This is a genomic window from Nocardioides sp. YJ-D4 (assembly GCF_054031495.1).
Window position 1 is genome coordinate 2500502 of the sequence record NZ_CM132932.1, and the last position, 14005, is coordinate 2514506.

A 14005-nucleotide genomic window follows, 5' to 3' on the forward strand; every position below is an offset into this window, starting at 1 on the left:
ACCCCACTGATCAGCCGCCGGTCGGGGCCTCGTCCCGGGTGAACGTGAGCTGCTGGACATCGATGTAGTCGGCGGCGAATCCGGCGCGGGTGTACTCCAGGTAGAAATGCCACATCCGCAGGAACGTCTCGTCGAACCCGAGCGCCCGGACCTCCTCGGCGTGCTCCCACAGCGCGTGGTCCCACCGCCGCAGGGTCTCCGCGTAGTGGGCCCCGAACGAGAGCCGGCTCCGCAGCCGGAGCCGGGTGTGCTCCTCGGTGACACCGGTGATCGCCTCGGTCGAAGGGAGCAGGCCGCCGGGGAAGATGTACTTGGTGATCCAGGTCTCGGTGTTGCGGGTCGCGAGCATCCGGTCGTGCGGCATGGTGATCGCCTGGATGACCGCGGTGCCGCCCGGGGCCAGGACCTCGTCGATCTTCGCGAAGTAGACCGGCCAGAACCGCTCCCCGACCGCCTCGATCATCTCGACCGAGACCACCGCGTCGTACGTCCCCTCCACGGCTCGGTAGTCGCACAGCTCGATGTCCACCCGATGGTCGAGACCGGCCGCGCCGATCCGGCGCCGGGCCAGCTCGGCCTGCTCGACGGAGAGGGTCACCGAGGTGACCTGGGCGCCCCGGGCGGCGGCCCGCAGGGCCAGCTCTCCCCAGCCGGTCCCGATCTCGAGCAGACGGGTGCCCGCTCCGACTCCCGCCTCGTCGAGGATCCGGTCGATCTTGCGGTGCTGGGCGAGCGCCAGGTCCTCGGTCGAGGGCAGCGAGGAGAAGAGGCCCGCCGAGTAGCTCATCGTCGGGTCCAGGAAGAGCGCGAAGAAGTCGTTCGAAAGGTCGTAGTGGTGGCCGATGTGCTCGCGGGCGTTCTCCGGGGTGTTCAGGTCCTTCGCCCCGCGGCGCCGCTCGTAGACGCCGCGCAGCCGCTGTGCCCACCCGGGCAGCAGACCGTCGAGATCCCGGCACAGCACGGTCAGCGTCTCCCCGAGCTCCGGCGCGTCCCAGGCACCGGTCAGGTACGCCTCGCCGAAGCCGATCAGCCCGTGCCGGCTGAGCCTGGCGTAGAACTCCTCGGGCCGGTGCAGCACGATGTCGGCGGGGCTGCCGTCCTCGCTCACACTGATGCCGAGCCGCTTCGTGGCGGCCCGGAACACGGCCGCCGCGGCGGCCGCGGTGCCACGGGCGACCAGGCCGCTGGGCGCTTCCTGCAGCATCGGCCAACGCTCACCCACCAGGGGCTGGGCGGTGGGGGCTTCGATGGTCTTCATCGGACTCCTTCTTGGTGGTGCAACGGCCGTCTGTGGACCGGCAGGCGTCGTAGCCACAGCGCTACGCCGTGGATGCGGATCCAGGCCGCGCCGAGGATCGCGGCGGGAGCGGATCGGAGCGTGTCCCCGAACCGCCCTTCGACCCGGGAGCCGCGGACGGAGGCGTCGAAGACGGTCCCGTCCTCGGTGGTCAGCCGGACGGCGACCCGGAGGCGCCCGTCGGGTGGCGGCACAGTCAGCTCGTAATGGCCGTCCACGCCGTGGAACGGCGAGACGTACATCGCCTTCGCGACCTGCGCCCGGTGCCGTTCGTCGGGGTGGACGAGGTACGCGTGTCGGTCGCCGTAGGTGTTGTGCACCTCGACGACGGTGGCCAGCGGCTCCCCGGAGGCGGCCGTGCACCAGTAGACGCTGATCGGGTTGAAGCTGAACCCGAGGGCTCTCGGCTGCGCCGCCATCAGCACCCGCGCGTCGGCCAGATCGATGTCGTGGCGCTTCAGGAACGCGGCGAGGTTCTCCCGGATCGAGAGCTCGGGGTCGCCCAGATGGTCGCGGGCCTCGAAGCGGCCGAGGGGCCCGTGATCGGGCAGCCGGTCCAGGTCGACCACCTGCCAGTGGGAGCGGTGCACGAACCGGTTCCGCAGCGGGCCCCGCCGGGTGTGGCTGATCGTGGTGCGATACACCCCGGTCGCGTCGTCGGGCCGCTCCACCGGGGCCGTCCAGGACAGTCCCAGCCGCTCGGCCGCACGGGCACCGGAGCGGGCGCCGTCCTCATGGAACCCCCAGCCACGCCAGGCGCCGGCGAAGACCAACGCATCGGAGTCCAGCTCGTCGGCCCGCTGCTGGGCGGCGACCGATTCCGGGGTGTAGAGCGGATGCTCGTACTCCATGGTGGCGATGACCTTCTCCGGGTCGATCAGGTCGGCCCCACCGAGCGTGACCAGATGACGTACGCCTCCGGGAGCCGGCAGCCGCATCAACCTGGTCAGGTCGTAGGTGACCGTGACCTGTCCGCGTCCCGGGCGCTCCAGGTAGTTCCACGACGAGCGGACGTGCTCGCTGTCCGGCAGCAGGCTGGTGTCGGTGTGCAGCTGAGCCTGGTTGGCGGAGTACGGGAACCCACCCAGGATCTCCCGCTGGGCCGCCGTCGGCTCGCCGAGCATCGCCAGCGACTGTCCGGGATGGGTCGCGAGCACGGCCGCGTCGAAGAGCTCGGTGCGCCCGTTGCCGTCGGTGATCTCGACACCCGCGCCGGTCTCGACCACGTTCACCACCTTCGTCGAGCTCAGCACCCGGCCGCCGCGGTCGCGGATCGCGGCGGCGACCCTCTCGACGTACGTCGCCGACCCGCCGGTGACCGTGCGCCAGCGCGGCGAGCCGAAGATCTGCAGCATCCCGTGGTGGCTGAGGAACTCGAAGAGATAGCGAGCCGGGTAGCTCAGCGCCGTGGCCGGGTCGCAGGACCACACCGCGGCGACCAGCGGTGCCATGAAGTGGCGGCGGAAGTGCGGCGTGAACCCGTGCTCGTCCAGGAACGCCTCGAGGGTGCGATCGTCGGGTTCACCGCCGGCGAGCAGCGCCCGCGCCGCCCGGTGGAACCGTGGGATCTCGGTGAGCATCCGCAGGTGCGCCGGACGCCACGCACGGCGGTCGGGCAGCACCCCGCGCAGCCCGCGCGCGCCTGCGTACTCCACCTCGGCGCTCTCCGAACGCACCGACATCGACATCTCGGAGACCTGCGTCGGCACGTCGAGCTCGGCGAAGAGCCGGAGCAGGGTCGGATACGTACGCCGGTTGTGCACGATGAACCCGGTGTCGATCGCCAGCTCGCTCCCGTCCGGCGCGGTGACGCGGTGGGTGTCGGCATGGCCGCCCAGCCGGTCGTCGGCCTCGAAGAGCGTCACCTCGCTGCCGCCGGAGGCGACGTAGGCCGCGGTCAGGCCGGCCACACCGCTGCCCACCACCGCGATCCGGCGGCGTTCGTGGTCGGCGCTGCTCATCGGGCTCCTCGGGGTCGAAGTGGGGATCGGCGCAGAGGCGCCGACACCCGGTCTTCGGTCACCGGGGCGAATCGGATTGGTTCCGGGCCGTCACCTTTCTCGGGACGGCCCGAGGAGCGTCAGCCGCGTCCGGCGTACGGCATCCCGGTCGCGAGGATGGTCATCGCCGGCACGCTGACCCCGAGCGGCAGCTGGGCCATCGCGACCACCGCGTCGGCGACGTGCTGCGGGTCGAAGGTCGGCTCGGGACGTACGGTGCCGTCGGCCTGACGGGCGCCGACGGCGATCCCGGCGGTCATCTCGGTGGCCGCGTTGCCGATGTCGATCTGGCCGACCGCGATGTCGTGGGCGCGGCCGTCGAGGGCCAGCGAACGGGTGAGACCGGTGATCGCGTGCTTGGAGGTGGTGTAGGCGACGCTGCCCGGTCGCGGCACATGCGCGGAGATCGAGCCGTTGTTGATGATCCGACCGCCGCGCGGGTCCTGCCGCTTCATCTGGGCGAACGCCTCGCGGGCGCAGAGGAAGGAGCCGGTGACGTTGACGGCCAGCGTCGCGGCGAACTCCTCGGGCGGGACCTCGTCGACCTCGCCGCTCGGCCCGAACGTGCCGGCGTTGTTGACCAGCAGGTCCACGCGCCCCCACATCCCGACGACCGCGGCGAACGCCGCCGACACCTCAGCGGCGGAAGCGACGTCCGTGGGCAGCACGAGGGACCGCGCCATCACCGACGCGGTCTCCTCGAGCGAGGCCTTGGTGCGCCCGAGCAGGGCGACCTGGAAGCCGGCACCGTCCAGCGCCTGCGCGATCACCCTCCCCAGCCCGGAGCCGGCACCGGTGACGACCGCGACCGGCATCAGGTGAACTGCCTCGACAGGACCGCGTGCCGGTTGACGTCCTTGTAGAGCAGGTAGCGGAACCGGTCGGGTCCACCGGCGTAGCAGGCCTGCGGACAGAACGCCCGCAGCCACATGAAGTCGCCCTCCTGCACCTCCACCCAGTCCTTGTTGAGCAGGTAGACGGCCTTGCCCTCGAGGACGTAGAGCCCGTGCTCCATCACGTGCGTCTCCGGGAACGGGATCGCACCGCCCGGCTCGAAGCTGACGATGTTGACGTGCATGTCGTGGCGTACGTCATCGGGGTCGACGAAGCGCTGGGTCTTCCAGGCGCCGTTGGTGCCCGGCATCTCGCCGCCGGGCACGTCGACCTCGTTGGTGACGAACGGTTCGGGGACGTCGATGCCCTCGACCGCCTGGTAGGCCTTGCGGATCCAGTGGAACCGGGCGACCTGGTCGCTGGTGTTGTGCAGCGTCCAGGTGGAGCCGGGCGGGAGGAAGGCGTAGCCGCCCGGGGTGAGACCGTGCTTCTCGCCCTCGACCGAGAGCGTCAGCGCGCCCTCGACCACGAACAGGACACCCTCCGCGCCCGGGTCGAGCTCGGGCTTGTCGCTGCCGCCGCCGGGCGAGACCTCGACGATGTACTGGGAGAAGGTCTCGGCGAAGCCCGAGAGCGGGCGGGCGATCACCCACAGCCGGGTGCCCTCCCAGAACGGGAGCTTGCTGGTGACGATGTCGCGCATGGTGCCACGAGGGAGCACGGCGTACGCCTCGGTGAAGACGGCCCGGTCGGTGGTCAGCTCACGCTGCGACGGGTGGCCACCGGTCGGGGCGTAGTAGCGGCCAGGAGGGTTGTGTGTTGCGCTCATGGTCGGGCTCCTTCTGTGGTGACTCTGCTGAGCAGCCGGCCCTGGGGCGCGGCCTCGATGTCGATCTTCTCGCCACGCAGCCAGGTCGCGCGGACGACACCTGCGAGCGATCGACCGTGGTAGGGCGTGACGGCGTTCTTGTGGTGGAGCCGCGCGGCATCGACCACGTAGGAGGCCTCGGGGGCGAGGACCGCGAAGTCGGCGTCGTGGCCGACCGCGATCTGCCCCTTGCGGGCCAGCCCGGCATGACGTGCGGGAGCCTCGGACATCCAGCGGGCGACGTCGGCGAGGGTGAAGCCGCGGCTCTTTGCCTCGGTCCAGACCGCCGACAGGCCCAGCTGGAGCGACGAGATGCCACCCCAGGCGACCCCGAAGTCGCCGGTGTCGAGGGCCTTCAGGTCGGGTGTCGAGGGCGAGTGGTCGGTGACGACCATGTCGATGACGCCGTCGCGCAGGCCCTGCCAGAGCAGCTCGCGGTTGGCGGCCTCCCGGATCGGCGGGCAGCACTTGTACTGCGTCGCGCCGTCGGGGATCTCCTCCGCGGCGAAGGTCAGGTAGTGGGGGCAGGTCTCGGCCGTGATCGGGACCCCGTCGCGGCGGGCCGAGGCCAGCATCGCGAGCACGTCGGAGCTGGAGACGTGCAGGATGTGGACGCGGCAGCCGGTCCACCGGGCCAGCTCGATCACCTGGGCGATGGCGAGGTTCTCGGCGCCCCGCGGACGGCTGTGCAGGAATCTTTCGTACGCCGCACCCCCGGCCTCCGGCGCGTGCTCGATCGCGTGCGCGTCCTCGGCGTGGACGATCAGCAGACCGTCGAAGGACGCGATCTCGCGCATCGCGAGCTCGAGCTCGTCGGCGTCGAGCGGCGGGAACTCGTCGACTCCGGAGTGGAGCAGGAAGCACTTGAAGCCGGAGACCCCGGCCTCGTGCAGCGTACGCAGCTCCGCGACGTTGCCCGGGATGGCTCCGCCCCAGAAGCCGACGTCGACGTAGGCCTGGCTCGCCGCGGTCTTGCGCTTGAGGTCGAGAGCCGGGAGGTCGCAGGTGGGCGGGATGCTGTTGAGCGGCATGTCCACGATCGTGGTGACCCCGCCGGCGGCCGCGGCACGGGTCGCCGAGGCGAAGCCCTCCCACTCGGTCCGGCCGGGGTCGTTGACGTGCACGTGCGCGTCGACGACGCCGGGCATCAGCACCTCGTCGTCGGCGAGCTCGACCACCCGGGCCGCGGTCAGGTCCTCTGCGATCGGCGCCACCGCGACGATCGCACCGTCGCGAACTCCGACGGCCCCGGCTCGCTCGCCCTCGGGGGTCACCATCCGTGCCGCCCGGATGACGACATCGAGATCTCGACTCACACCCTCACCTCCGCCTCATCGACTGCCTCTTCGACTGCCACCACCCGGGTCCGCTGGCGACCGAGACCGGTCACCTCGGCCTCCACCACGTGCCCCTCCCGCAGGAAGGGCCGGGGCTCGGGCCGCAACGCTGCGACCCCGCCAGGCGTCCCGGTCAGCACCAGGTCGCCGGGCTCGAGTGTCATCAGCGTACTGAGGAACGCGAGGAGCTCGCCGACGCCGTGGGCCATCCGGGCGGTCGTCCCCCGCTGCCGGCGCTCGCCGTCGACACAGAGCTCCAGGCCGAGGGCCTGCGGGTCGCCCACGGCGTCGGGCGTGACCAGCCACGGACCGATGGGGGTGAAGGTGTCGGCACACTTCCCCTTCGCCCATGTCGGCCCGGCTTCGATCCGTGCCCGCTCGCTGACGTCGTCGGCGGTGAGGTAGCCGCCGACCGCGGCCAACGCCTGCTGCGGGTCGGCACACCGGGTCAGTCGGCGCCCGATCACCACACCCAGCTCGACCTCGTAGTCGGTCATCGTCGACCCCGGCGGCAGCTCGATCGCGTCGTGCGGCCCCACGATCGATGTCGAGGGCTTGAGGAAGACGACCGGCTCGTCCGGGATGGCGACGCCGGCCTCCTCGGCGTGGTCCTCGTAGTTGAGCCCGATCCCGACGACCTTGCCCGGCCGGGCCACCGGCGGTCCGATCCGGGTGCTGTCGGGGACGACGGGAAGGCGGCCCGAGGCGATGGCCTCCCGCACCCGCCTGATCCGCTCCGGGTCGCCGAGCAGGTCGCCGTCGATCGCCGGCACGACGGCCGACAGGTCACGCAGTACGTCCTGGTCGTCGAGGGCCGCGGGGCGCTCCTGGCCCGGCGGGCCCACACTCAGCAGTCTCATGCCGCCTCCTCGGATGCTGACCGAGGGACCTCGGTCTGGTTGCGCTTCCCTCGTGGAACTCCACGAGGGAGGTGGGCGCCCACCGAGTTACCTCGGTGAACATTCCGCCGCTCGCTCATGCGTCCTCCTTGATGAGATGGTCGGCGGCGATCCGCTCCGCGATCTGCTCGAGCAGGGCGGCGCCCTCGGTCAGGCAGCGCTGCAGGTCGGGCTCGATGTCCGTCAAGGCGTACGCCGCTCCGATCCCGGCCGCCTGCAGCCGGTCGTGGTCGAGATGGTTGACCCCGCAGACCGCCACGACCGGGACACCGGCGCGGGCGGCCGCGGCGGCGACGCCGGCCGGAGCCTTTCCGTTGAGGGTCTGCTCGTCGAGCGCCCCTTCGCCGGTGACGACGAGGGCCGCACCGTCCAGGGCGGAGCCGAAGTCGACCAGCTCGAGCACGAGCTCGATACCCGAGCGGAGCTCCGCGCCGAGCAGGGCGAGTGCGGCGAAGCCGACACCGCCGGCCGCTCCGGCGCCGGGGTGGTCACGGAGATCGGTTCCGGTGAACGAGGCCACCAGAGACGCCCAACGGCCGAGCGCGGCGTCCAGCCGTCGGACCTGGTCCGCATCGGCGCCCTTCTGCGGGCCGTAGACCGCGGCCGCACCCGTGGGACCGGTGAGCGGATTGTCGACGTCGCACGCCACGGTGACCGAGACCCCGTCCAGGCGCCGCCGCAGCTCGTCGACCTCGATCCGGGCAACCTCCTCGAGCCCGGCTCCACCTGGGCCCGCCGGGTCCCCGGCAACGGTCAACAGCCTGGCGCCGAGCCCGCAGAGCAGGCCGGCTCCGCCGTCGGTGCTGGCGCTGCCTCCGATCCCGAGCACGATCCGGCGACAGCCCGCATCGATCGCGGCCGCCATCGCCTGCCCGGTCCCGAGGCTGGAGGAGCGCAGCGGATCCGGCACACCCGGCAGCCGCGCCAACCCGGACGCGTCGGCGAGCTCGACGACCGCGACGTCGTCCCGCCGGGCGTATGCCGTCCGCACCGGCTCCCCGGTCGGCCCGGCCACGGTGACCGGTACGAGGACGAACCCGGCGGACTCGGCCGCCGCCAGGGTGCCGTCGCCACCATCGGCGACCGGGATCGCGTCGACGACCACGCCGGGACTCCCCCGGCGCATCCCGGCGCTCACCGCCGCCGCGACCTCGGCAGCGGTGAGCGATCCCTTGAACTTGTCGGAGGCGACCAGCACCCGCTGCGCAGGCCGAGTCGGCTCATCCTGACCGAGATCTCCGTCGAGTCGGCTCGTCATGACGCGCCGACTCGGCGGATGTGCGTCAGGACGCGCCGACTCGGCAGAGGTGGAAGCGGGAGACATGGCCTGCCTCAGTCCAGCGGGACGAGCGCGGTCGGGGCGTGCTCACCACGCTCGGCCAGCTCCTCGAACTCGACGACGCCGTCGATCTCGACGCCCATCGAGACGTTGGTGACGCGCTCGAGGATGACCTCGACCAGCACCGGAACGCGGTATTCGGCCATCAGCGCCTTGGCCTTCTCGAAGGCGGCACCGAGATCGGCCGGGTCGGTCACCCGGATCGCCTTGCAGCCCAGGCCCTCGGCGACCTTGAGGTGGTCGACGCCGTAGCCCTCGACCTCGGGGCTGTTGACGTTGTCGAAGGCCAGCTCCACGCAGTAGTCCATCTCGAACCCGCGCTGGGCCTGGCGGATCAGGCCGAGGTAGGAGTTGTTCACGACCACGTGGATGTAGGGGATGCTGAACTGGGCACCGACCGCCAGCTCCTCGATCAGGAACTGGAAGTCGTAGTCGCCCGAGAGCGCGACGACCTGGCCGTCGGGGACGGCGGTCGCAACCCCCAGCGCGGCCGGCAGGGTCCAGCCGAGCGGGCCGGCCTGGCCGGCGTTGATCCAGTGCCGCGGCCTGTAGACGTGCAGCAGCTGTGCCGCCTGGATCTGGGACAGGCCGATCGTGGTGACGTAGCGCGTGCCGGACCCGAAGGCTCGGTTCATCTCCTCGTACACCCGCTGCGGCTTGATCGGGACGTTGTCGAAGTGGGTCTTGCGCTGCAGGGTCCGCTTGCGCTCGGCACACTCCTCGGCCCAGGCCGCACGGTCGGTGACGCGGCCGTCGGCCGCCCACTCCTTCGCGACCTCGACGAGCACCTCGAGCGCCGCGCGGGCGTCGGAGACGATCGAGTAGTCCGCCGCGAAGACCCGGCCGATCTGGGTCGGCTCGATGTCGATGTGCACGAACGTACGTCCGCGGGTGTAGGTCTCGACCGAGCCGGTGTGGCGGTTGGCCCACCGGTTGCCGATACCGAGCACGAAGTCGCTGGCCAGCATGGTCGCGTTGCCGTAGCGGTGGGAGGTCTGCAGGCCGACCATGCCCGCGTTGAGCGTGTGGTCGTCCGGGATCGTGCCCCAGCCCATGAGCGTGGGGACGACGGGAACCCTGGTGACCTCGGCGAGCTCGACGAGCAGGTCGGAGGCGTCGGCGTTGACCACGCCACCGCCCGCGACGATCAGCGGACGCTCCGCCTCGAGCATCATCGCCAGCGCCTTCTCCGCCTGGGCACGGCTGGCCGCCGGCCTGGCGATCGGCAAGGGCTCGTACGTCTCGATGTCGAAGTCGATCTCGGCCAGCTGGACGTCGAGCGGCAGGTCGATCAGGACCGGGCCGGGACGCCCCTCGCGCATCAGCCGGAAGGCCTTCTGGAAGGTGCCCGGGACCTGGGCGGGCTCCATCACGGTGACCGCCATCTTGGTGAGCGGTCCGGCGACGGAGGCGATGTCGACCGCCTGGAAGTCCTCCTTGTGGAGCTTCGCGACCGGCGCCTGACCGGTGATGCACAGGATCGGGATCGAGTCGGCGGAGGCCGAGTAGAGGCCGGTGATCATGTCGGTGCCGGCCGGGCCGGAGGTGCCGATGCAGACGCCGATGTTGCCGGCCTTGGCCCGGGTGTAGCCCTCGGCCATGTGCGAGGCCGCCTCGACGTGACGGGCGAGCACGTGCTGGAGCCCGCCGTGCTTGCGCATCGCGCTGTAGAACGGGTTGATCGCGGCACCCGGGAGGCCGAACAGCTGGGTCGCGCCCTCCTTCTCCAGGATCAGGACAGCGGCGTCGACCGCGCGCATGCGCGCCATCTCAGTTCTCTCCCTTGGTGACGGAGCCGCTCAGGCGCTCGACCCCGCGCAGCAGTGCGGAGTGGTCCAGGCCGCCGTCGCCGTTGGCCCGGGCGCTCGCCATCAGCTGGGCGACCAGCGAGCCGAGCGGGACCACGACGCCGGCCTCGCGGGCGGCGGAGGTGACGATCCCCATGTCCTTGTGGTGCAGGTCGATCCGGAAGCCGGGCTGGAAGGAGCGGGTGAGCATGTTCTCCTTCTTCTGGTTGAGCACGCTCGAGCCGGCCAGCCCGCCACCGAGCACCTCGAGGGCGGCCTTCGTGTCCACGCCGTACGCCTCGAGGAAGACGACCGCCTCCGAGAGCGCCTGGATGTTGGCGGCGACGATGAGCTGGTTGGCTGCCTTGACCGTCTGACCGGCGCCGCTCGGGCCGACGTGGACGATGGTCTTGCCGACGGTGTCGAAGAGCGGCTTCGCGGTCGCGAAGTCGTCGGCCGAGCCGCCGACCATGATCGAGAGGGCCGCGTTCTTCGCGCCGGCCTCGCCGCCGGAGACCGGGGCGTCGAGGATGCGGAAGCCACGCGCCGCGGCCTGCTCGGCGAGCGTCGCGCTCACGTCGGGCCGGATGCTGGAGAAGTCGATGATCAGCGCGCCGGCGGGGGCGGACTCGAAGACGCCGCCCTCGGCGGCGAGGACCTCCTCGACGTGAGGCGAGTCCGGGACCATGACGCAGACGACCTCGGCGTCGCGGCAGGCGTCGGCGGTCGAAGCGGCAGCGCGCCCGCCCGCCGCGGCCAGGGCCTGGGTGCGCTCGGGGCTGTGGTCGAAGCCGGCGACGGCGTGGCCCGCCTCGACGAGGTGGGCGGCCATCGGGCTGCCCATGATGCCGAGGCCGATGAAGGCGATGTTGGTCATGATGTTCCTCCTACGGGGTGGTCAGTGGGTGGCGGTCGCGGCGCTGCGGCGCTCGCGCGGCAGCCAGTCGAAGCTCTCGGTCGAGGTCGTGGCGGGCTTGTACTCCAGCCCGACCCAGCCGCTGTAGCCCGCTGCCTCGAGCGCAGCGAGCTGCCGCTCGAGCGGGAGCTCGCCGGTGCCGGGCTCGTTGCGGCCCGGCGCGTCGGCGATCTGGACGTGGGCGATGCGAGCGGCGTACGCAGCGATCACCGCGTCGACGTCGTCGCCGTTCACGGCCAAGTGGTAGAGGTCGGCGAGCAGGCCGATGTTGGCCTCCCCTGCGCGGTCCATGGCCGCGATCGCGTCGGCGGCGGTGAGCAGCGGGTAGCGGTCGGCGCCGCTGACCGGCTCGACCAGCACGGTGCCGCCGATGCGGGCTGCCGCGCGGGCGGCCAGAGCGAGGTTCTCGGCGCCGAGCTCGTCCTGCGCCTCGGCAGCGACACCTTCGACGCGGTTGCCGTAGAGGGCGTTGAACGCCGTGCAACCGAGCCGTTCACCGATGCCGATCGTGACGTCGATGTTGTCGCGGAACTCCGCCGACCGGGCCGGCCACGAGACCAGACCCCGGTCACCGGCGGGCATGTCGCCGGCGAAGAAGTTGAGGCCGACCAGGTGCACCCCGGCGTCCTGCACGGCAGCGACGAAGGCGTCCACGTCCTGGTCGGACGGCACCGCCTCGGCGAACGGCCACCAGAACTCCACCGCGTCGAAGCCGGCGGCCTTCACCGCCGCGGGGCGCTCGAGCAGCGGGAGCTCGGTGAACAGGATCGAGCAGTTCACCTCGTACCGGAGCTGGTGGGTCATCACACCGTTCCTTCCGTATTGCGGAATTTGATTTCTGACATTCGAAATATAAGGATGTGAGCGGAGTCACGTCAACCCGCGTCTCGGACTCGGCCGCAAAGTGGTGAAGAAACGACAACGGGCCTCCCGTGCACATGCGCGGGCGTTGTACGTTCCTCCAAGACGCGGCCGATATGGACCGGCGGACCGGTGGAGGCACCGTGCTACTTGCAGAGCTGTTGGAGCAGCCCAGCCTGGGCCTGCGACTCCTGCACGCCCCCGACGGCTCGCTGGAGCGTCCGGTGGGGCGCACGATCACGATCGACCTGCTCGAGCCGGGCCGCTACCTGAACGGCGGCGAGCTCGTGCTCACCGGTCTCGTCTGGCGCCGCGGACCGGAGGACAGCGAGACGTTCGTGTCCTCGATCGCGGAGGGTGGCGCGACCTGTCTGCTGGCCGGAGCGGCCCTGCTCGGCGCCGTTCCCGACGACCTCGTCGAGGCCTGTCACCGCCATCAGGTCGCCCTGGTCGAGGTGCCCGGCGACGTGGCGTTCGCCGACGTGACCGAGTACGTCGCGGCCGCAGGCGCCGCCGGCGCGAGCGCCCGGATGTCGGCCAGCCTGGCCCGCCAGCGGCAGCTCCTCTCCGCCATCGCCTCGGGTCGCAGCCTCGACGAGCTGGCCGCCCGGGTGGCCTCCGAGATCGGCCATGCGTGCCGGGTCCTGACCGCCAGCGGGCGCCATGTCGTACCCGGTCCTGGAGAGCTCGATCCCGAGACGGTCGACGCGCTGACCCGCCGCTTCCTGACCGCCGACCTGCTGCCCGCCGTGGCCGAGGTGGGCGACCGCAGCTACTCGCTGTTCCCCATCGGATCGGGCCTGGCCGACCGCCTCACCGGATGGACCGTGGCGGTCGAGGGCGACCACACCACCTGGCCTCGGGAGGACCTCGACATGGTCCACGAGTTCGGCGCCATCACAGCTCTGGACCGCTCCCGGCGCGACGAGGGATTTCGCGTCCGGCGACCGCTCGCGGCCGCGACCCTCGCCCATCTGGAGGCCGGCGCCTCGCCTGCCGAGATCGCGACCGGGCTACGCCAGTCCGGGCTCGACCCCGAGCGTCCGCTGGTGCTCGCCGTGGCCGAGCTCGGACCGGGTGGCCCGCCGGACGCGGTGGCCGCGGTGCTCGAGGATGTGGCCCTCGGCCTGGGGCCGTCCGTGGTCGCGAGCGCGCGGGACGGCTGTGCCGTCGCCTTCCTCCCGTCCCGCCCGGACCTCACCGACCAGCTGCGCCGCTCGCTCACCCGGTTGGCGCCGGCCCTGGTCCGCGGCTCGCTGTCGGTGGGACTGAGTGGCGAGAGCGCCATCGACGCGCTGGCCGGCGCGCTCGAGGAGGCCCGGTTCGCGCACCGGGTCGCCCGCTCCGGCGGCGGCGCGGTGGCGCTGTCCAGCTCGGAGGAGGTCACCTCGCACGTACTGCTGCTCGCCACGGTCCCCGACGACATCCGCCGCACCTACGCGCAGCGTGTCCTCGGTCCTATCCTCGAGCACGACCAGCGCACCGGCAGCGATCTGGTGCCGACGCTCGACCGGTTCCTGACGTACGCCGGGTCGTGGACGCGTACGGCGGAGTCGCTCCATCTCCACGTCAACAGCGTGCGCTACCGGATCTCCCGGGTCGAGGAGCTGACCGGGCGTGATCTGACCACGATGGAGGACCGCGTCGACGTCTTCCTCGCCCTCAGATCACTGTGAAATACGGCCGCCGAAACCGGTACGAAACCGCTCTGCAACCGGCCGCACGCCATTCTGGAGCATCACACAAAGGCCGCATCGACGCAGACCCCATCTTCGGATGATCGGCGGGTGCCGCTCGGGGCCCGAAAGTACCAGGCTGTGGTGTTAGTCACAGCTCACCTGCCCACCAGGGCGCCCCCGAGAAAGGT

11 protein-coding genes are annotated in these 14005 nt (G+C 71.5%); 1 reads left to right on the forward strand and 10 read right to left on the reverse strand.

All coding sequences use genetic code 11. From position 1 onward, the window contains the following. Positions 1-10: 10 nt before the first annotated feature. From ACW14X_RS11890 to ACW14X_RS11935, 10 genes are all read right to left on the reverse strand, one after another. On the reverse strand, positions 11-1258 hold the full coding sequence (locus tag ACW14X_RS11890) for a class I SAM-dependent methyltransferase (protein ID WP_457165723.1): 1248 nt from the start codon (positions 1256-1258) through the stop codon (positions 11-13). Then, positions 1255-3258, reverse strand: a complete 2004-nt coding sequence (locus ACW14X_RS11895) for an FAD-dependent oxidoreductase (RefSeq protein WP_457165724.1) — start codon at positions 3256-3258, stop codon at positions 1255-1257. The genes ACW14X_RS11890 and ACW14X_RS11895 overlap by 4 nt, the downstream gene beginning before the upstream one ends. 119 nt (positions 3259-3377) lie before the next feature. Continuing rightward, entirely contained in the window at positions 3378-4112 is a 735-nt protein-coding gene (locus ACW14X_RS11900; protein WP_160025631.1) for an SDR family oxidoreductase, read from the reverse strand. Further along, positions 4112-4960: a bifunctional allantoicase/(S)-ureidoglycine aminohydrolase gene (locus ACW14X_RS11905; protein ID WP_457165725.1), complete on the reverse strand. Its 849-nt coding sequence runs from the start codon at positions 4958-4960 to the stop codon at positions 4112-4114. Before ACW14X_RS11905 ends, ACW14X_RS11900 begins: the two co-directional genes overlap by 1 nt. Then, on the reverse strand, positions 4957-6315 hold the full coding sequence (gene allB, locus ACW14X_RS11910; protein WP_457165726.1) for an allantoinase AllB: 1359 nt from the start codon (positions 6313-6315) through the stop codon (positions 4957-4959). The genes ACW14X_RS11905 and allB overlap by 4 nt, the downstream gene beginning before the upstream one ends. Then, on the reverse strand, positions 6312-7196 hold the full coding sequence (locus ACW14X_RS11915; RefSeq protein WP_457165727.1) for a fumarylacetoacetate hydrolase family protein: 885 nt from the start codon (positions 7194-7196) through the stop codon (positions 6312-6314). Before ACW14X_RS11915 ends, allB begins: the two co-directional genes overlap by 4 nt. A gap of 115 nt (positions 7197-7311) precedes the next feature. Next, complete coding sequence (locus ACW14X_RS11920) at positions 7312-8493, reverse strand: glycerate kinase (RefSeq protein WP_457165728.1); 1182 nt, start codon at positions 8491-8493, stop codon at positions 7312-7314. Between the two features lie 74 nt (positions 8494-8567). Then, entirely contained in the window at positions 8568-10343 is a 1776-nt protein-coding gene (gcl, locus tag ACW14X_RS11925) for a glyoxylate carboligase (protein WP_457165729.1), read from the reverse strand. A gap of 1 nt (position 10344) precedes the next feature. Further along, on the reverse strand, positions 10345-11238 hold the full coding sequence (locus ACW14X_RS11930) for a 2-hydroxy-3-oxopropionate reductase (RefSeq protein ID WP_457165730.1): 894 nt from the start codon (positions 11236-11238) through the stop codon (positions 10345-10347). Between the two features lie 21 nt (positions 11239-11259). Beyond that, positions 11260-12081, reverse strand: a complete 822-nt coding sequence (locus ACW14X_RS11935) for a hydroxypyruvate isomerase family protein (RefSeq protein WP_457165731.1) — start codon at positions 12079-12081, stop codon at positions 11260-11262. Between the two features lie 200 nt (positions 12082-12281). Here ACW14X_RS11935 and ACW14X_RS11940 point away from each other — a divergent pair, with 200 nt between their 5' ends. Further along, the gene (locus ACW14X_RS11940) at positions 12282-13814 is read left to right on the forward strand and encodes a PucR family transcriptional regulator (protein ID WP_457165732.1); all 1533 of its coding nucleotides are present in this window, start codon (positions 12282-12284) and stop codon (positions 13812-13814) included. Positions 13815-14005 lie beyond the last annotated feature (191 nt).